Below are 18,727 nucleotides of genomic sequence, written 5' to 3' on the forward strand. Positions count from 1 at the left end.
GTCCAAATATGACCACGGTGGATGCGCTCGAACGGGCGATGGGCTGCGCGGCCGGCCGTTCCATCATCGACTACGGCCTCCATGCGGTGGTGACGATGGGGACCGGCGCCAACGTCGAGGCACAACTTAGCCAATTGGCCGGGCAAGGCATTGCTTCGGTCAAGCTTTTCATGACCTACCAGGGCTTCGCGGTCGACGACGACCTGTTCTTCACCGTGCTCGATACGGCGAGGAAGCTCGGCTGGATCGTCATGGTTCATGCCGAGAACGATGCCGCCATTCGGCGCACGCGGCAGCGGCTGATCGAGCTTGGCCGCACCGAGATGCGCTATCACGCCGTGGCGCACAGCGAGATCATGGAGCGCGAGGCGACCCATCGGGCTCTGGCGCTGGCGGAGATGACCGGCACCCGCATGGCCATCGTCCATGTGTCGTCGCGGCAGTCCGCCGAGGAAGTCGCGCGGGCGCGTCAGCGCGGCGTCGACGTCGCGGCCGAAACCTGCCCGCAATACATCTTCCTCGGTGCCGCGGACCTCGCCCGCCCAGGCAGGGACGCCGCCCGCTTCGTCTTTTCGCCGCCGCCGCGCACGCCGCATAGCCGCGAGCATCTCTGGCGGCTGCTGGCGGACGGCGGCATCGACCTCTGGTCGTCCGATCATTCGCCCTATTATTTCGCCGACAAGATCGGCAAAGCGCCGCAGCCAGGTTTCACCACGACATTGAGCGGTATTCCGGGCCTGGAAACCAGGCTGCCGCTGCTGTTTTCCGAAGGGCTGCTGACGGGGCGCCTTTCGCTGCAGCGATATCTGGATCTGACCTCGCGCAATGCCGCCGCGATCTACGGTCTCGACCACCGCAAGGGTCGCATCGCCCCCGGCCTGGACGCTGATCTCGCGCTCTGGGACCCGGCACGCAAGTGGACCATCGGCCACGAAATGCTGCACTCGCGCGTCGACTTTTCGCCTTACGAAGGCAAGGCGGTGACGGGCAAGCCGATCACCGTGCTGCTGCGTGGTGAGCCGCTGATCGCGGGCGAAAAGCTGCAGGCGCAAGCTGGTTTCGGCGGCTTCGTCGCGCGCCGTCCGTCCGATCCGGCAAAGGCCGGCACGGCTGTGGAGGACACCACGCCATGGCTCGACCCCTGATTGGGCGACTTGGAATATCGGCCTGGCAGAACGTCGGACTTACAGCGTGGGTCGCAAGGTCCGAAATGTGACCGAGTAGCGGTGTTCTGCGAGCGGCGGAATGCTGTGCTCCCATTCGTTGCGCGCCGGACCGGCCATGAGATAGGCGGATCTCGGCTCGACCTCGATCGTCTGCCGGTCCCATGTCGCGCCGTTCCTGCGGCGCAGCCGGAAACTGCAGGATGCCAGCAGGGAGACGCCTGCGACGAGCTCGAAATGGGGCTTGTCGCGATGCCAGCCGATGCCCGCGCCAGGCCGGTATTCGTTGATCAGCACCTGCGAGAACTCCGACGCGGGCCGACCGGCGAAGTCGGCGACCTTGTCGCGAAGCGGCAGCAGGAAGTCGGGTATGGCCGGTGCTTCCACGACCTCGCGGCGGTCGTAGTCGTAACGCAGCCCGAAGCCGACAACCTGCCTGTTGGCTAGATGGCCGTGGAAGTCGAAGGGCTTGAACGGCAGGCCTTCGATGCAGCGCACCAACGCGCTTTCTTCGTTGCGCGTGATCAGCTCCGGCCGGTAGCGGAATCCTTCCGGCAGGCTGTTCGGGACACCGAAAAGATCTCCTTGGCGGACTTGCGCCGTGGCGCTCGATTTCGTTGACGGCATAAACCTCAGATAGGCAATTCGGCAGGTCTCGCAAGGCCCTGATCCGTCGGCAGCCGGTGCGACGGAACCCATTGACAGCTCCGGGAATTACGCATTGGCCAACGGGGCGCTCGTTTCATGCCTTCCACCGCCAACCGGAACATCTATTACGACCCGGCGACGAATCCTTTCGGTATGGTTTGTCCCGAGCGGCGACCGCTATGACTATGAGCAGGTTGAGCCAGAGACCCACGCGGCATTCAAGGCTGCTCGGTCCAAGGGCCGGTTCTTCAACGAGTTCGTGCGCGACCGATACAGCTTCCATCTGGTGGCGCAAGGACCGCAGCATTGAACCAGAGCCCCGCTCCAATGCCCTGCTCGAAGCCACCCCTCCTGTCGTTGGGCAGGGCCTGTTAGCCTTATTGCTCAGCTACGGTTCGAACTGGGGAATTGGTATCTACCGGTGTGACTTTCGATCGGTTGTGCGAGCTTGCGCAGCGCCGGTGCGCACCGCCGCGTGGCAGTCAACCTCCCTTGCGCGGAACGTTCCTCTGCTGTCCCGGCGTGCTCTGCCTCCGACTTCCGTCGATGCTGTCACAGTCGCGTGAGCTTCCGGGCCTTCGCCTGCAAAATTCGGAACAATGCCCCCGTTGAGAGGTTAGCGCCCCATAGCCAGCCCCGATGACAGCCAGCCTGGGAGCGAGCCATGTCCCGAATTTCCGCGCCAAGCACGACCGGCCTCAGCCGGCGAAGCTTCATGACAGCTACTGTCTCAGCCGCCGCGGCGGCGCCCTTGCTCAGCTCCCCAACGAGAGCGGCAAAACCGGCCGCGACCCGTTCCGGCTTGAGGGAAAAGGTCGCGGTGTCCTTGCGCATCAACAAGCAGCCTTACGAGCTTTCGCTGGATGCCAGGACCAGCCTGCTTGACGCCCTGCGGGACCATGTCGGCCTTACCGGCACGAAAAAAGGTTGCGACCATGGGCAGTGCGGCGCCTGCACCGTTCTGGTGGACGGAAAGCGCGTGCTCTCCTGCTTGAGCTTCGCCGTGATGAACGACGGCAAGGAGGTGACGACCGTCGAAGGGCTTGCCTCGAGCGACGGCAAGCTGCATCCGATGCAGCAGGCCTTCATCGACCACGACGCGTTCCAGTGCGGCTACTGCACGCCGGGTCAGATCATGTCGGCCATCGGCTGCGTCAACGAAGGCCACGCCAACTCCGAGGACGACATCCGCGAATACATGAGCGGCAATATCTGCCGCTGTGCGGCCTACCCGAACATCGTCGCCGCGGTCGTCCAGGCGCGCGATCAGGCGAGAGGAACCTGACGATGCGCCCCTTCATCTATGAACGGCCGACAGATGTCTCCGCCGCGGTCGCCATCGCATCCCGCTTTACCACCGAGGACGACCAGCCGACACGGGCGAACGCGCAGTTCATCGCAGGCGGCACCAATCTTGCAGACTATATGAAACTTGGGGTGGCGGCGCCCAACCGGCTGCTGGACCTCAACCGGCTCGAAGAGCCAGGGCTGAGGCAGATCAGGGTTACCGACGACGGCGTGCGCTTCGGCGCCCTGGTGCGGATGGGCGAGGCTGCCGACCATGGCGAAGTCAAACGCCGCTATCCCGTCATTGCCGAAAGTTTGCGGCTGGCGGCGAGCGGCCAGATCCGCAACATGGCGAGCCTTGCCGGCAACATGCTGCAGCGAACGCGCTGCGAATATTTCCGCGAGCCCTCCTGGGCCTGCAACAAGCGGGTGCCGGGTTCGGGCTGCGCGGCGATGGAAGGCTTCAACCGCCAGCACGCGGTGCTGGGCGCCAGCGATGCCTGCATTGCCACCTATCACGGCGACTTTGCCCAGGCTCTGATTGCGCTCGATGCCGTTATTCGAGCCGAGGGGTCTCGCGGAGCGCGCGAAATTCCCTTTGCCAGGCTGCATCGGCTGCCCCGCGACACGCCGCATATCGAGACGGATCTGGCGGCGGACGAGATCATCACCGCCATCGAGGTGCCTGCCTTACCGTGGGCCCGGCGCTCGCATTACCTGAAGATCCGCGACCGCGAGTCTTATGCCTTTGCGCTGGCCTCGGCGGCCGTTGCGCTCGACCTCGACGGCGACAGCGTCCGCGAGGCAAGGATTGCGCTCGGCGGGCTGGCGACGGTGCCGTGGCGCGCCGGCGAGGCCGAAGCGGCCCTGCAGGGCAAGAAGCTCGACGAGGCATCGGCAGGTGCGGCGGCGGACGCTGCCTTTGCCGGTGCCGAACCGCGCCAGCACAATGCGTTCAAGATCGAGCTCGGCAAGCGGACGCTGGTGCGCGCGCTGCTCGAAACGCGAGACATGAAGGTGTGACCATGGACCCAGCCGCTCCGAAGCCCAAGGAGAACATGGGCGAACCGCTGCCGCGCGTCGATGCGCGGCTGAAAGTCACCGGGCAAGCCCACTATCCGGCAGACCTGCCGACGGCAAACCTAGCCTATGGCGCGCTGGCCACCAGCAGCATCGCCAAGGGCAGGGTGACGAAGCTTCACCTGGACGATGCCCGTGCCGTGCCCGGCCTTCTCAACATCGTCACTTATGGCGACATGGACAAGGTCGAGAAGCCGAAATTCGGCAACGCCGGCGCGACCTCGATCGGACCGCTGCATGACAGGACGATTTTCCACGACGGCCAGATCATCGCCTTGGCCGTTGCCGAGACATTCGAGGCGGCGGAGGAGGCGGCCCAGTTGATCCGCGCCGATTACGAGGAAGAGAAGCCGTCCGCGAGTTTCGATAGTCCCGGCACCAAAACCATTCCCGCCGCCGGCAAGAGTCCGCTGTTCAAGGAGGATGTGAAAGCAGGCGATTTCGACGCCGCCTATGCAGCCGCCGCGGTCAGGATCGACGCTCGGTATTCAACGCCCACCCAGCACCACAACCCGATCGAGCTGTTCTCCACGACGGCATTTTGGCAGGGCGATCAGCTCATCGTCCACGAGCCGTCCCAGAACGTCACCGGCTGGAAGGCCGAACTTGCGAGAGAATTGAAAATCGATCCGGCCAATGTGCGCATCGTCAGTCCCTTCATCGGCGGCGCCTTCGGCTCAAAAGGACCGATGACGCCGCGCACCGCCATCGTCGCGGTAGCCGCAAAACGTCTCGGGCGTCCCGTGCGCTGCGTGACGAGCCGCATGCAGGCTTTCGGCACACAGACTTACCGGGCCGAAACCCGCCACCGCATCCGGATCGGCGCCGGCGAGGACGGCCGCATCACCGCTTTCGCGCACGAAGGATGGGAGGTGACATCGCGCCCTGATCCCTATGTTGTCGGCGGCACCTCGGCGACCGGCCGCATGTACGACTACGGCTCGGTGTTGACGCATGTGTCGCTGGTCCAGGCAGATCGCAACACGCCGGGCTACATGCGTTCGCCGCCCGAGACACCTTACGTCTACGCGCTGGAAAACGCGATGGACGAGATGGCGGTGGCGCTTGGCATGGACCCGGTCGAGTTCCGCCGCATCAATGAGCCGAAGGCGGAACCGATCGGCAAGAAGCCCTTCTCCAGCCGCTCGCTGATCCAATGCTATGAACAGGCGGCCAATGCCTTCGGCTGGGCGAAGCGGGACCCCAAGGTCGGCGCGATGCGCGACGGCGACTGGCTGATCGGCATGGGCTGCGCCACCGCCATCTACCCCACCGCGGTGGCACCATGCGCGGCGCGCGTGCGCCTGACGTCGGATGGCGATGTGCGGGTGCAATGCGGCTCGCATGAGATCGGCACCGGCGTCCGGACAGTGGCCGCCCAGATGGCCTCGGAACGTCTTGGCGTTTCGATCGACAAGGTGACCGTCGAAATGGGCGACAGCAGCCTGCCTCCGGCCCCGGTCTCAGGTGGTTCGATTTCCACCGCAAGCGTCTGCTCGGCGGTTCTGAAGGCTTGCGATGCCATCCGGGCGAAGCTCTCCGCCGGAGCCACGGCCGAAGGCGCCCCGCTTGCCGGCTCACATAACGAGGAACTGGACCTTGACGGCGGCAAGCTTGCGGCCAGGGGCGGAGCGTCCGCGAAGATCGAGGACGTCTTCAAGGCGATGCAAATTGGCGCGATCGAGGAATATGCCGAGTTTGCCCCGAAAGGTGCGACGCCTGAGGCAGTGAAGAAACTCTATGCCGGTCAGTCGGAATTCCATGGCGGCGATCAGGACGAGGACTCGGTGAAATACGCCTTCGGCGCGGAGTTCGTCGAAGTTCGCATCAACAGCTGTACTCGGGAAATCCGTGTGCCGCGCATCGTCGGCGCTTTCGCGGCCGGCCGCATCATGAACACGCGCACCGCGCGCAGCCAGCTGATGGGCGGCATGATCTGGGGCATCGGCCAGGCGCTGCATGAAGCGACCGAGGTCGACAGGCGCTATGCCCGCTACGTCAACCGCGACCTGCAGGATTACCTCGTGCCGGTCAACGCCGACATCAGGGACCTGCAGGTGATCCTGGTCCCGGAGCTAGACCACGCCGTCAATCCGGCCGGCGTCAAAGGCTTGGGCGAACTCGGCAATGTCGGCACCGCCGCCGCCGTTACCAGCGCGGTCTACCACGCGACGGGCAAGCGCATCCGCGATCTGCCGATCAGGATCGACCAGCTTATCGCTTGACGATGCGGCGAGCGGCAGCGCACCGCGATCTGCTCATCAATCCGCTGATTGCCGAGCCGCCGGTGCAATGCGAGCACCCCCACCCGCATTGCACCGTCGGACAGCTTCCGTTCACAACCCGTCGAATTTTCCCTGCCCGCTTGCCAGCGAGCGCCCCGCTTCGGTTTCGGCGAAGCAAAGGACAGAAAAGACTTCTTTTTGCGATCCGGCCCGGATGTTCTCTTGCCGACCCTAGAACACGCGAACGCTCGCCTGGGAGGCGACGCATAACGAGAGCGGCTCGAAATGTCCGCCCTTCCGCCGTTCGATCGCGCATCTGCGCCGTTTTGGCGAGGTGCAAGGTTGCGGGCGCCGGGTCCGGCAGCTATGTCGGGCCGGACATTCCCGGCGAGAAGGCAGAACCGATGAACGTCCTTTCCACGTCCAAATCGCACGGCGGCATCCAGGGCGTCTATTCGCACGCGTCGGAAGTCTGCGCTTGCGACATGACCTTTGCCGTCTTCGTGCCACCCCAGGCGAAGGACGGGCCTTTGCCGGTTTTGTGGTATCTCTCGGGGCTCACCTGCACCCATGCCAATGTCATGGACAAGGGCGAATACCGGCGCTTGGCGGCCGAGCTTGGACTCGTCGTCGTCTGCCCCGACACCAGCCCGCGCGGTCCGGACGTTCCCGATGAGAAGGACAATTGGCAGTTCGGCTGCGGCGCCGGCTTCTACATCGATGCCACGCAAGCGCCCTACGCGAAGAACTATCGCATGTACTCCTACGTCACCGAGGAGTTGCCGGCGCTTATTGAGGCCAAATTCCCGGTCGACATTTCGCGCCAGTCGATCTTCGGCCATTCGATGGGCGGGCACGGCGCGCTGACCATCGCGCTGAAGAACCCTGAGCGCTTCCGGAGCTGCTCGGCCTTCGCGCCGATCGTGCAGCCGACGACGGCGGGCTGGTCGCGGCCGGCGCTGGAAAAATATCTGGGATCAGACGAAAAGAGCTGGCGCGCCTGTGACGCCACGCTGCTCATCGAGGACGGCCATCGTTACGGCGAACTGCTCGTCGACCAGGGCAGCGCCGACGGCTTCCTCCAGGATGGTCTTCGTCCCTGGCTGCTCGAAGAGGCGTGCAAAAAGGCAGGCATCGCGCTGACGCTGCGCATGCAGGAGGGCTACGATCATTCCTACAATTTCATCTCGACCTTCATGGACGATCATTTGAAGTGGCACGCCGCGCGGATGGCATAGGCAGCGCAAACGCCCACCAGCCCTGAACCTGAAGTTGGATGGCCGCGACGCAATCCGGCGATCAAACGCGTCTTCTCATTGCGGTGAATAGGTCTCTGGAGTAATTTAGAACTTGGTTGGATGAGACGCATGCCCGCTGTCGTTATGCATGCGGTCTGCTCTGGTCCCGGCAGATTGTGAACTCTTTAACAGACCTCGGCGCCGCAAGCTGCGTTCCTGTGGCCGACAGGTCATAGCAGTTAAGGATTTGCCATGCTGCGATGCTGCGCGTTCCTTGCAGCCCTGGTTCTCGTGAGCTTCACGGCCTTCGAAGCTCATGCGGAGCGCAGGGTCGCCTTTGTGATCGGCAATTCCGAATACCGCGACATCCCGGCTCTCAAGAACCCGGACAAGGATGCCGAGGATGTGTCGAACACATTCCGCCTGGCCGGCTTCGACGTGTTCGTCGCCAAGGATCTCACCAAGCTTCGGTTCGAGGAGCAGTTCCGCAACTATCTCGCCGCGGCGGACGGTGCCGATCTCGCCGTCGTCTACTATTCGGGCCACGGTTTTCAGATCGGCGGCGAGAATTTCCTCATCCCGGTCGATGCCTCGCTCAAGGCCGCGGCCGACATCGAGGTCCAGGCGATCAAGCTCGACGACGTGCTGGAGCAGCTGCGGGCGAAATCGAAGATCCAGGTGATCATCCTCGATGCCTGCCGCAACAATCCGTTCCCGCGCAAGGACTATTGGTTGCGGGACCAGCTGATTGCCGCGGGCGGCACCGGACTTGCGCAGGTGAAGAGCTCGCTGAACACGCTGATTGCCTTCGCCACCGAGCCGGGAGCGGTCGCCTATGACGGAGCGAGCGATCTCAGTCCCTTCTCGTCCGCCTTCTCGCGTCGGGCGCTGGCGCCCAACCAGGAGATCCGCACGGTGATGGCGGCGGTTCGCCGCGACGTGGTCAAAGCCACCGATGGCAAGCAGGTTCCTTGGGAGAATTCGTCGCTGATCGACGAGGTGGTGCTGATGCGCCGCGCCAGTCGACCGGCACTGCCGCCGGTGCTGGAAAAGGTCGTGCCGTCGGGCGTCGGACCGGTGGCGCTTGACCTGCCGGAGCCGGTCGATGTCGACGGCGGCGCGGTCACCGTCAGCATCGAAAGGCCGCCGGCGCTTGGACGCCTGACGCTGGACGGCAAGCCTGTCGCTGTCGGCCAGCCGATTGCGGGCAAGGATCTGCCGCGTCTTAAGATGGACGTGCCGAAAGGATCCGGCGCGCAGGAAGAGGTCGACATGCTGGCCTATGCCACGCATGACAATTGGGGCGGTCAATCCCAAGGTATCCTGGTGTTTCGGGTCAAGAACGGGAACGCGGCCGAAGGGCAGCAGCTCATGGCTTCGCTCGAGGCCGAGCAGGAGCAGCAGGTGCTGGAGCGCGGCATTCACATCACCGGCGCCGCCGAGGCGATCGAGAACCGTGACGTAAGCGTCCCGATCGGTGTCGGCCCTGTGCCGCTGAAGCTCGTTTTTCCGACCAAGGATCCCACCGTCAGCGTGAAGCTTGCAAGCTATCCGGCAACGGGAACGCTGTCGCTGCCGGACCGGACCTTGTCTCCGGATTCAAGCCTGATGGCCGATGAAGTCGACCACTTGCGCTACGAACCCCAGATCGGCGCCGTCAAGCCGCTGAGCGTCGGCTTCGAAATAAGGGCCGACAACACGCCGTCGAAGCCGGCGACGATGAAACTGTCGCCAAGCGTCGACGCCTGTGACAGGGAGGCCGGCGAGCCTCTCGACCTGCAGGGCGTCGTCCCCGGCCTGCTGCCGAACGAAATCAGCAGCAACGCCGTGGATGTCTGCCGGGCAGCGGTGAAAGCCTATCCCGACATCGCCCGCTTCCGCTACCAGCTCGGGCGTGCGCTGCTTGTTGCCGGCAAGGTCGACGAGGCCAAGAAGGCGATCCAGGAGGCTGCCGACATGGGGCATGTCCGGGCGGTGTTCGAGCTTGGCTATCTCAACGCCACGGGAACGGGAATGCCCGTCAATCGCAAGCAGGCCAATACCTTCTATGCCGCAGCGTCCGACAAGGGCGATCCGTATGGAATGACCTCGTGGGGTCGCGCTTTGTTCAACGGCTATGGCGTCGATCGTGATGCCACCAAGGGCCTGGACCTGCTGCTCAAAGCGGCGGCGATGGGGCACACCTATGCCATGAACGACCTCGCCGCGATTTTTACGGAAGGTCGTAACGGCGTACCTGCCGATCCGGCTCGCGCCGTGGCCTTCCTCAAAGCGGGCGTCGAACGGCAGGACATGTATTCGATGAACCTGCTCGGCCGAAATTATCTCGCCGGCACTGGGGTTGAGAAGGATCCCAAGAGCGCGCTCGAACTCTTCCAGAAATCCATGGATCTCGGCCAACCCTACGCTCCCGGCAGCTTGGCGCGTATGTACAGGGACGGTGTCGGTGTGCAGCAGGACCTTGCTGAGGCGCAACGCCTTTTCGAGGTAGCGACCGACCGCGGTGATCAGTCGGCCGCATATGATCGCGCGGCTCTGGAACTGCAGCGGGGCGACAAGGCGGACCAGCCTCTCGCCGTACGTTACCTTGCTTTCGCGGCGGCGCTCGATGTTCGCAACGAAATTCCAGATGCCAAGGCCACGCTGGCGAAGTTCGGAGCTAAAGCGAAAACGGCGGCCCTGAAACAGCTGCGTGGGGAACTCAAATCAAAGATTTCGGCGGAGGGCTCGTTGGACGTTCAACTGGTCAAGACGGCCAGAGCGGTCTGGGAGCAAGCCAATCCGCGTCGGGACTTGTTCTGATCAACAAGGAGGCAATGGTGGGCAGGGCATCGAAACTGGCAATCATCGCAACATTCCTAACTGGAGTTCTGGCTGTCGCGGGGTGCACCGCCGTGACGCCCCAGGTCGAATCGGAGCCGATGACGAAGCAAAAAGTCGTTCGGACAACGACCACGCCAAAGGTGATCAAGCAGAAGAAGGTCACCGCGAAGAAGCCGATCGAACCGGCGGAGGTAACAACTGAAGCTCCGCCTCCAGTTATTCCAGCGATGGGCGGAGGCGGTAGCGGCGGCAATAGTGGTGGTGGCGGCGGCTGGGGAGGTTGACCCCAAGGGGCGCAAGGCGGCTATACGTGATCGCCGACATTCGAGCAGGCTTGGCTGGTTTGAGCAGGCTTGGCTAGTAAGCATCGGCCGATTGCTGCTGCGCCTCCATCTCCGCCATCTCGATGCCCATTTCGACGAAGGCTGAAAGCACGGTAAACCGGTCCGCGAGCGATACCCGCGCAAGGCCTGCCAGTATCCCCGCGCTGACGGCATGGGCGGTCGGAAATTCGGCTGTCGCCTGATCGACGCCCGAGTCGCCGTCGCGCCAGCCTGCTGCCAAAGCGATCCAGGAAACCGGCGTCGCGGGCGGCACCTCAACGGCCTGGGCCACCGCCTCGCGATGGTCGGGGTTGCCGGGTTCGCCGACCCAGTCGCCGACGAGCGCCAGCAATTCGAGGTCCCTGTCGCCGAGGAGCTCGGCAAGGTTGCTCAGGCACTCATGCGCCCACCAGATCGCGGCCCGCTCCGGCAGAAGATAGGCGCAGAAGGTGATTGCCTCCTCCGGAACGCGTCCAGCGAGCAGCGCGCGGCAAAACTCGATCGAGGGCTGGTCTGTCGGGACCGCTTTCATGTCCCGGGCGATGGCGGGGCAAGCGCTGAAGAGATCCCGCGCCGTCCTGAACCGGAGCCCCCTCGCCATGGCTGCCACGCCCTTATTAGGAATAGGGATACTGAAGCCGCGGCGGAGGCGCTGGTCAAGCGTTAGCTTTAGCAAATGACGGGCGCACGCAGCGTGTGTTTGTTCACAGACAATCGGCGCGAGATTTGCTATCGTCCGCCGCAGCGAAATCCGCTCAAACAGGGAGTAACGGTCATGCGGTGGGCCAGTTCAGCCTTTGCATTGGCGGCCGTGCTTTTTTCGACGCACGTTTCCGCTGATCCGCTTCAGAAATCCGAAGATATCGTGAAGTTCTTCACCGGCGCGGGCAATCTCGGCGCGACGCGCGGCATCTGCGTCGGCACTGAAGAAGAGTGCAAGAGCAAGAACGACCAGACCGCGGCCCCGACCAAAACCGGGCTCGACATGATGATCAATTTCGCGCTGGATTCCGCCCAGCTCGACCAGACCGCGCGCACCGAGCTCGACGAGTTCGCCAAGGCGCTGAAAGACAACCGGCTGAGTTCGTTCAGCTTCGTTGTGGAAGGCCACACCGATGCTTCGGGTTCGGATCGCTACAATCAGGAGCTTTCGCAGCGCAGGGCGAAATCGGTTGCCGCATTCCTGACCGCGAACGGCGTACAGGCCACCCGGCTGGAAGCGATTGGTCTCGGCAAGTCGCACCCGCGCGTCGCCGATCCCTACGATCCGGTCAACCGCCGGGTCGAGATGCGGATCAGGACGGAATAAGCCGCACGAATCACTCACGCTGCGAACAGCGACCGACGGTAGCGCGACAGGGCCTCAAAGGGTGGCCTGGATCGAGCTTATCAGGGCCGTGACGGCTTGCTTGTATTTCTCGAACTCCGGCGATGTCTGTCGGACCTGGGTCGTGGTCGTCTGCTGGTTCTGATCGGACGACGCCAAGCGGGTCACCTTCTGACCCATTTTCCGCTCGGCCCAGTCGGCGACGTAGCTGGTGGTCTTTCCGGTAAGGAAAGGGTTGGCCTGGATCACGGCGGAGCCGAGCACTGCGCTCAATTGCGCCGAGCCGGGCGCCGCCAGCACCTGGGCAGCACCTTCCATGCCCAGGAAATGGCAGAGATAGAGCCGCCCGGCGGTGATCTGGTGGCCGCGGGCGCGAAGATAAGCTTCGCCCTCGCGCGCCAGATTGCGCACCATCTCGCGCGACAGTGTGGCATCGTAGCGGAGCGCGAGCAGGTCGGCGGTCGACAGCGAGCGGGCGAGATCGGGCCGATAGGTATTCATCATCCGGATCCAGGTCTTGGTGATGAACTGACCGGCACCGGTCGCCGAGGAGAGCGGGTTCTTGGCTCGCGCTTTGCCGCCGCTTTCGACATGGACGATGCGGTCGGTCAGCGTCTCGACGGCAGCATCGCCGTAGCCGCCGCCGGCGCCGCCGGAAGCATAGGTGGCGACCGTGGTGACCGTACCCAGCGGATCGATCGCCTGGCCGCTCTGGTAGAGCTCGAAATGCAGGTGCGGGCCGGTCGAAAGTCCGGTGGTGCCGATATAGCCGATGACGTCGCCGGCCTTCACCTTGGTGCCGACGCCGCTCGCGATGGCGAATTTCTGCATATGCGCGTAGCGCGTCTCGCGCCCGTTGGCATGGGTAATCTTCACCAGATTGCCATAGCTGCCGCCATCGCCCTGGAAGGTGATTTCGCCGTCGAAGGCGGCCATGATCGGCGTGCCGACCGGAGCGGCCCAGTCGACGCCTTTGTGAATGCGAACGGTGCCCAGGATCGGGTGCTTGCGCGGGCCGAACGTCGAGGTCATCACCCCGCTCACCGGCGTGACCATGCCGTTGGTGACGTTGAGCGAGCGAACCTCGTCATTGCCCGTCACGCACGCATACTGGCCATCGCTCTGCTGGAAGACGAAACAGTCGAGCGTCTTCTCCGTGCCCTGAACGCCGACATAGAGGACCCGTCCGGAGATTTCGCCCTGGCCGCGCGGCGTCTGCGAGTAGATCAGCACCAGCCGCTGGTCCTCGCTGGCGAAGGCGTCGAGATCCTGTCCTCGCGACAGATACATGATGGCCTCTCCGATCACGCTGGTCGGAACCTTGTTGCGGGCGGCCGTCGAATATATCGCATCGAGCAGGCGATATTGGCGCTTGGGCCCGCCTTCGTCGGATGCGCCTGAATAGTTGAAAAGGTCCTCCCGCACCCACGGGTCGACGCCCGACACGAACGCGCCCGCAGCATTGCGCGTCAGCGTGCCGACATAGACATTCCTGGCGTAGATCGAGACCTGCATAAGCGACATGGTGGTGGTCTCGCGGTTCGGCCTGAATCCGCGCATCGCCACGACAAAGCCCGCCCCCAGCCCGTCACGGTTGAACAGCGTCTTCAGCGCTTCGCCCGCCAGCTTCGCGTCGTCGGCGGAGAAATGCGCATCGGCGACGACGCTGTCCAGGCTGCGGTCGTTGAGGATTTTTACGAATGTGTCCTCGGTCGCCTCGAAGCGCTGGTATTCGCTGCTGACGGTCGCAACGGTCGTGTTGTTCTCGATCTGGGTCTTCTTGAAAGCGGGAAGGGCGGCCTCGCCCTGGTCGACGGTCTCGCCCCAGCCCGCTTCCGGATCATCGGCATCCGCCTTGGGCGCTGAACTGGCAGGAGCTTCGCTCTCGTCGGGTGCGGCCTGAAGGTCGTTCTCAAGATCGCCTTGCTGGTCGTCGGCTGCGCCCGGAGCGAGGGGGGCGGCTTGCCGATCCTGCGGCGCCGTTGCAGGAGATTTCGGCACGGTCTGCCGCTGCGCCTGGAAGAAGGCGAAATCCTCTTGCGTCGAGGGGATCGTCGTCATGAATTTTTCGCTGGCGCTCAACATCACATCGGACAGGATTTCGATCTGCGGCGAGGCGCCGGAACTGTCGAGCTCGGCCGGGCGCGCGACGGTCTTGCCCTTGGCCGTGTCGGCATCGGGCGCCAGCGTGATCCACATCGGATCGCCGGCGAGGTCGATGATGGCCGGCACATAGACCGAAGCGTCGGGCGGCACGTCTTCCATCCCCTCGACCGGATGCAGTTCCTCGTCCTCGTCGCCGAAGGACCAGTAATCGCGTGTGAGGTAGAAACCCGTGGCTGTCGAGACGAGGACGAGTGCCGCAACGCCGGAAAGAATCCAGCGCCACAGCTTGCGTCGCCGCTCGGCAAGGCGCGCCTGCTTCTTCAGTTTGAAGCTCGTGTCGATGCTGTGCGTCACGGGCCGTTCCCGCTCAGGAAATAGGTCCAGCGCACCTGCTCCTGCGTGTCGACCTCGACAAAGCGCGCCGCGATATGGCCGCGCTGCCAGCATTCGTCGATGCCGCGGATCGAGAAGCGGCGCCGGTCGATGCACATCTCGATCGATCCGGTGAGGATCGCATGGCCGAAGACGTCCGTGGCGTAGATGTAGATGTAGCGGTTGGTCAGCTCCTCGCGGATGACGTTGACGCACTGGTTGGCGCCGATCGTCCACCAGCCGTCGGTCTGGTCGGCATCGTCGACCTTCTGTCCGACGGCGAGGTTGACGACGTCGAGCGTCTGGTTGCAGACGGTGAATTCGGCATGTGCCTTGTTGACGGATAGCACGGAGAGCAACGCCGTGCCGGCAAGCGCAGCAAGCTTCATGCGGCCGATGCGATCAGCAACAGGCCGGATCGGTCCGCGCTCCTTGCGTGACTGGGACAGGGTGGAAGAGAGCAGGCGGCAGAGAACCATCGGCGTCCGCGCTATCCGCCAAGCCGGAAATACTTGGCGGTGGCCGAAAATCCGGAATCGTCCGCCTGGATCTCCTTAAGGATCCGGGGCAGCACTTCCGAGGCGGGGGTCGGGCCCGCGAACATCGCGGCCTGGACGTCCCGTGGCCCGGTGATCACCAGGATGACCTGAGGCAAAGCCTTGCCGGCCGCCTTGTCGTCAGCGGCGAGATCGATGGCGATCTTGAAGGTCGCCCTGTCCGGCTGCGCGACCATGCGGCTGTCGAGGTTGAAGGCGGTGCCATTGTGGTTGATCAGCAACACGCTGGAGATGAGCCCCCCGCGCGTCACCAGCGTGCCGCTGATCGGTGATCCGTCGGGCACCGATGTCCGGTCGAGCACGAGCTGCGGTCGTTCAGCTTCGCTTCGGTCGAGAAGGTGCAGGAAGGTGGGTACGCCGCATTGTGATGGGGTAATCAGGCGCACGCTGATGTCCGGCTCGACGTTGAACCTGGACTGGAACGCACCAAGCAGTTGCTCGAAAGGCTGCACGGCCGTTCCGAATCCCTCGATCGCCGCGGATGTGCCCGTTGCCGATGTCAGGGTCGCGTAGAAGCAATTGCCGCCGCTGAAGTCGCGCACCCAGGAGGCGCGCTGAGCCAACGCGTCGGGTTTGTTTGCCGGCGGCGGAACCTGGGGCTTTGGCAGATTGATTGCGACGTCGGTATTTTGAGATGGCTTGTTGGCCGGCGGTGGCTGCGGCAGTGGTGCCGGTTGTGTGGTCGAGACTTTCGGCCTTGCCGGCTGAGTAGCCGCTTCGGGCGCTGCCGGCTGGCGCGCAGTCGAAGCCGGCGCCTGATTTTGGTTTTCCGTAACTTGCGGCGCCGGCGTCTTCGACTTCGACAATTTGGACAGAGCGTCGACGAGGTCGGATGCGCTCGGTTTCGTCGCCGGCGGTTTTGCTTCCGGCGCCGCAGCAGCTTCCGCCGTCGGGCTCGACGGCTTTTGGTTTTCCGCTGCTTTCGGCAGGGGTGCCGGCAAGTTCTCGACCGACGGCTGAGCCGGTTCGGCCTCCGCCGGCTGCGAGACTTTCGCCTGGTTGTTTTTGGCCAGGCTCTCTGAAGGGGCAGGCGGTGTCGGCTCGGATTTCTGTCCGGTCTCTACTTGCGCCTGTTTCTGGGCGGTCTTGTCTTGCGGTTGCGGCGCAGCCGACAGGGCAGGCTGTGTCGGCTTCTGCTCAGTCTCGGCCTGCTTCTGGACCGGTTGTGTCGTGTCTTGCGGTTGCGGCAGAGCCGGAGCGGCAGGCTTTGCCGGCTCAACGGTGGCTGAGCTGTCCGCCTTCGGTTCTTCCGGCTGCGGTTCGGCCGGCGCTTGCGGCCGAGGTTGCGGTGCTTCTGGCTGAGGCGTCGGTGCCTCCGCTACCGGCTTGGGCGCTTCCGCGACGGGTTTTGCCGCCGGCTTCGGCGTAAGAGGCCCAGGCTTTTCAACGGCGGGCGGAGTGACCAACGCGCCGCTGAAATAGACGCCGGCCGCCGCCAGGACTGCCAGAACCGCGACGCCGCCCGTTATGGCCGGGATCCGCGAGGGCTTTCGCTCCGCAGGTCGGCTTGACGCACTGGCCGGAGCCGTCGCCGGCGCCGGCCTCGGTTGCGACAGGTGCGCAGGCCGCACATGCGGAACGAAACGCGGTTCGTCGGGAACAGCAGAAGCCGGGGGACTGGTGTTTGGCAAGGCCGTCCAGCCGGCGCGCGGCAAGCCGGATCGTTCCCGCGGAGCAAACGATCCGGGCGGCGGCAAGGTCGCGTCGAGATCGTCGTCACGCGTTGCCCTGGCGATCTCGGCCATGCTGGCGGGCCGGTCTTGAGGATCCGGCTGCAACATCGCTTCGATGAGTTCGCGGAAATCGGGATTGATGTCCGACAAGTCCGGCACGGTGCGGCGCTTCTCGATGACCTCATATTGCGAGCCGCTCATGTCGAGCGGCTTCCCGCGCAGCGCGGCGGCCAGCACCAGGCCGAGGCTGTAGATATCGGATTGCTCGCTGACCTCCCCGCCATAAAGGCCGAGCTGTTCGGGAGAGACGTAATTGTATTTGCCGGCGAATTTCCCGCCGATCAGCGTCTCGCCGCCGACATTCGCCGAGCGCGCGATGCCGAAGTCGATGATCTTGGCCCGCTCGACCCGGCCGCCCGGCAGGATGATGTTGTCGGGCGAAAGGTCGCGGTGGACCGCGCCGGCCTGATGCACGGCGCTCAGGCCCGAGGCGAGGCGATGGCAAAGCCGACGCACGTCCGGTGGCGCCATCGGGCCGCGCCGCATGACTTCGAACAGCGACTGGCCGTCGACGAACTCCATCGCCAGGTAGGGGCGGCCGATCCCCGGATCGATGGTGAAGACGTGGTATCGCACCACCGCGTCATGCGACAAATGGTTGAGGATCGAGGCTTCCTTGCGGAACAGCGACAGAATGGTTTGGTCGCGCGCGAACTCGGGCAGCACTATCTTGATCGCGACATGGTCGCCGGTCTGGATATTGTGGCCGCGATAGACTTCGCCCATGCCGCCGGATGCGATGCGCTCGTCGAGCTCGTAGATGCCGCTGAGCTGCGTGCCGACGCCGGTATTTGCGAGGTTCGGCGAAATCCGCGTCCTGTCGTCGTCGCTCATGTGTCTCAGCCCCTGGACCGATCCGCATCGAGCGGTCCGTTGCGTCCGTCGCCGATCCTGACCAGCACGATGGTGACATTGTCCGTTCCGCCGCGCGCCAGCACCGTCTCCAGCAGCTTCTCGCACGCGGCTTGCGGCGGCGCGGACTTCACCGCCGCTTCGATCTCCGCGTCGCTGACATGCGCGGTGAGCCCGTCGGTGCTCAATACGAAGATATCCCCCGGCATCAACTCGCCTTGCTGAAAATCGATCTCGAGTTCGTCGCTGACCCCGACGGCGTGGGTGATCACATTGCGGCGCGGCCAGGTGAGCGCTTCCTCCGCGCTGATCATGCCCCGGTCTAGCAGCTCCTGGACTTCGGTATGATCCCTGGAAATCTGCGAGATAGCGCCGCCGCGTACCAGATAGATGCGGCTGTCGCCGGCCCACAGGCCCGCGAACCGCCCCTCCATGGCGAGCAGGGCGGCGAAGGTGGAGCCGATGGTGATGCCGCGCGAACGCGATATGTTGCGGATCTCGGCATTGGCGCGGCTCAGCCGGTCCTCGAAACGGGCGCGAAGGTCCGGCGCCGAGCTCGCAATGCCGATCGTCGCCAGGTGGTCGACGATGCTGGCCGAAGCGACCTCGCCGGCCTCATGGCCGCCCATTCCGTCGGCCACCACCCAAAGGCCGGCTTGTTGCTCGACCAGATAGTTGTCTTCGTTGTGGTCGCGCACACAGCCTTTGTGGCTGACGCCGAAACTCTCAATGGAAAGGGCGACAGTGCTCAATTTGCCACCAAGCGCTTCGCGAGCGTCCTCTGTGACGAACGATGGGCCGCGTGCCCAGGCCAGTTTGCCACAAGCGCATACTTTAGAGTATCAAAATGAAGGCGGGAGACGGTGCTGCTCGGGAACGATCCGATCGACCATGACGGCGCCATCTCAGAATGCCTTCGGACAGCTGAACCCGGACAGCGCCGGGAGCAGGAAGGGATTGGCGCCAGAGCCGCTCTCCATCTTGTAGGCGACG

At 64.3% G+C, this 18,727-nt stretch carries 15 protein-coding genes; 9 read left to right on the forward strand and 6 right to left on the reverse strand.

Annotated features, from left to right (window positions below; genetic code table 11):
* Nucleotides 1–1,145, forward strand: a 1,145-nt coding sequence (locus tag EOA79_RS18015; protein WP_128293136.1) for an amidohydrolase family protein, incomplete at its 5' end; no start/stop codon positions are given.
* A 39-nt stretch (nucleotides 1,146–1,184) separates the two neighbouring features.
* Here the strand turns inward: EOA79_RS18015 and EOA79_RS18020 are convergent.
* A complete protein-coding gene (locus EOA79_RS18020; RefSeq protein WP_095825732.1) occupies nucleotides 1,185–1,790 on the reverse strand; it encodes an alpha-ketoglutarate-dependent dioxygenase AlkB in 606 nt (201 codons plus the stop codon).
* Between the two features lie 94 nt (nucleotides 1,791–1,884).
* Between EOA79_RS18020 and EOA79_RS18025 the strand changes: the two genes are divergently transcribed.
* From EOA79_RS18025 to EOA79_RS33650, 7 genes are all read left to right on the forward strand, one after another.
* Complete coding sequence (locus tag EOA79_RS18025; protein WP_348627461.1) at nucleotides 1,885–2,121, forward strand: KTSC domain-containing protein; 237 nt, start codon at nucleotides 1,885–1,887, stop codon at nucleotides 2,119–2,121.
* A 354-nt stretch (nucleotides 2,122–2,475) separates the two neighbouring features.
* Nucleotides 2,476–3,096 (forward strand): (2Fe-2S)-binding protein, encoded by a 621-nt coding sequence (locus tag EOA79_RS18030; RefSeq protein WP_095825731.1) that lies wholly within the window; start codon nucleotides 2,476–2,478, stop codon nucleotides 3,094–3,096.
* A 2-nt stretch (nucleotides 3,097–3,098) separates the two neighbouring features.
* Nucleotides 3,099–4,121: a xanthine dehydrogenase family protein subunit M gene (locus EOA79_RS18035; protein ID WP_095825730.1), complete on the forward strand. Its 1,023-nt coding sequence runs from the start codon at nucleotides 3,099–3,101 to the stop codon at nucleotides 4,119–4,121.
* Between the two features lie 2 nt (nucleotides 4,122–4,123).
* Nucleotides 4,124–6,403, forward strand: a complete 2,280-nt coding sequence (locus tag EOA79_RS18040) for a xanthine dehydrogenase family protein molybdopterin-binding subunit (protein ID WP_128293137.1) — start codon at nucleotides 4,124–4,126, stop codon at nucleotides 6,401–6,403.
* 404 nt (nucleotides 6,404–6,807) lie between these two features.
* Nucleotides 6,808–7,641, forward strand: coding sequence for an S-formylglutathione hydrolase (gene fghA, locus EOA79_RS18045; RefSeq protein ID WP_095825728.1), 834 nt, complete (start codon nucleotides 6,808–6,810; stop codon nucleotides 7,639–7,641).
* Nucleotides 7,642–7,893: 252 nt separating this feature from the next.
* Nucleotides 7,894–10,443, forward strand: coding sequence for a caspase family protein (locus tag EOA79_RS18050; protein ID WP_095825727.1), 2,550 nt, complete (start codon nucleotides 7,894–7,896; stop codon nucleotides 10,441–10,443).
* A gap of 119 nt (nucleotides 10,444–10,562) precedes the next feature.
* Nucleotides 10,563–10,748, forward strand: a complete 186-nt coding sequence (locus tag EOA79_RS33650; RefSeq protein ID WP_245489894.1) for a hypothetical protein — start codon at nucleotides 10,563–10,565, stop codon at nucleotides 10,746–10,748.
* Nucleotides 10,749–10,821: 73 nt separating this feature from the next.
* Here the strand turns inward: EOA79_RS33650 and EOA79_RS18060 are convergent, their stop codons facing one another.
* Entirely contained in the window at nucleotides 10,822–11,388 is a 567-nt protein-coding gene (locus EOA79_RS18060) for a hypothetical protein (protein ID WP_179293661.1), read from the reverse strand.
* A 174-nt stretch (nucleotides 11,389–11,562) separates the two neighbouring features.
* Between EOA79_RS18060 and EOA79_RS18065 the strand changes: the two genes are divergently transcribed.
* Nucleotides 11,563–12,096: an OmpA family protein gene (locus EOA79_RS18065; RefSeq protein ID WP_179293662.1), complete on the forward strand. Its 534-nt coding sequence runs from the start codon at nucleotides 11,563–11,565 to the stop codon at nucleotides 12,094–12,096.
* 54 nt (nucleotides 12,097–12,150) lie between these two features.
* Here EOA79_RS18065 and EOA79_RS18070 read toward each other — a convergent pair whose 3' ends face one another.
* From EOA79_RS18070 to EOA79_RS18085, 4 genes are read right to left on the reverse strand one after another with little or no spacing between them, the layout of a single operon-like run.
* Nucleotides 12,151–14,574, reverse strand: coding sequence for a M23 family metallopeptidase (locus EOA79_RS18070; RefSeq protein WP_095825724.1), 2,424 nt, complete (start codon nucleotides 14,572–14,574; stop codon nucleotides 12,151–12,153).
* Complete coding sequence (locus EOA79_RS18075; protein WP_245307622.1) at nucleotides 14,571–15,071, reverse strand: DUF1036 domain-containing protein; 501 nt, start codon at nucleotides 15,069–15,071, stop codon at nucleotides 14,571–14,573. The genes EOA79_RS18070 and EOA79_RS18075 overlap by 4 nt, the downstream gene beginning before the upstream one ends.
* 11 nt (nucleotides 15,072–15,082) lie before the next feature.
* Nucleotides 15,083–17,716, reverse strand: a complete 2,634-nt coding sequence (locus EOA79_RS18080) for a serine/threonine-protein kinase (RefSeq protein ID WP_095825723.1) — start codon at nucleotides 17,714–17,716, stop codon at nucleotides 15,083–15,085.
* Nucleotides 17,717–17,721: 5 nt separating this feature from the next.
* Entirely contained in the window at nucleotides 17,722–18,486 is a 765-nt protein-coding gene (locus EOA79_RS18085) for a protein phosphatase 2C domain-containing protein (protein WP_066989102.1), read from the reverse strand.
* Nucleotides 18,487–18,727: the final 241 nt, after the last annotated feature.

This window comes from Mesorhizobium sp. M1A.F.Ca.IN.020.03.2.1 (assembly GCF_004023205.1).
GTDB lineage: Bacteria > Pseudomonadota > Alphaproteobacteria > Rhizobiales > Rhizobiaceae > Mesorhizobium.

Bases quoted from the DNA above. Each gene is read 5' to 3' on its own strand.
- EOA79_RS18020 (WP_095825732.1), bottom strand. From the start codon at position 1,790: ATGCCGTCAACGAAATCGAGCGCCACGGCGCAAGTCCGCCAAGGAGAT.
- EOA79_RS18030 (WP_095825731.1), top strand. From the start codon at position 2,476: ATGTCCCGAATTTCCGCGCCAAGCACGACCGGCCTCAGCCGGCGAAGC.
- EOA79_RS18035 (WP_095825730.1), top strand. From the start codon at position 3,099: ATGCGCCCCTTCATCTATGAACGGCCGACAGATGTCTCCGCCGCGGTC.
- EOA79_RS18040 (WP_128293137.1), top strand. From the start codon at position 4,124: ATGGACCCAGCCGCTCCGAAGCCCAAGGAGAACATGGGCGAACCGCTG.
- fghA (WP_095825728.1), top strand. From the start codon at position 6,808: ATGAACGTCCTTTCCACGTCCAAATCGCACGGCGGCATCCAGGGCGTC.
- EOA79_RS18050 (WP_095825727.1), top strand. From the start codon at position 7,894: ATGCTGCGATGCTGCGCGTTCCTTGCAGCCCTGGTTCTCGTGAGCTTC.
- EOA79_RS33650 (WP_245489894.1), top strand. From the start codon at position 10,563: ATGACGAAGCAAAAAGTCGTTCGGACAACGACCACGCCAAAGGTGATC.
- EOA79_RS18060 (WP_179293661.1), bottom strand. From the start codon at position 11,388: ATGGCGAGGGGGCTCCGGTTCAGGACGGCGCGGGATCTCTTCAGCGCT.
- EOA79_RS18065 (WP_179293662.1), top strand. From the start codon at position 11,563: ATGCGGTGGGCCAGTTCAGCCTTTGCATTGGCGGCCGTGCTTTTTTCG.
- EOA79_RS18075 (WP_245307622.1), bottom strand. From the start codon at position 15,071: ATGGTTCTCTGCCGCCTGCTCTCTTCCACCCTGTCCCAGTCACGCAAG.
- EOA79_RS18080 (WP_095825723.1), bottom strand. From the start codon at position 17,716: ATGAGCGACGACGACAGGACGCGGATTTCGCCGAACCTCGCAAATACC.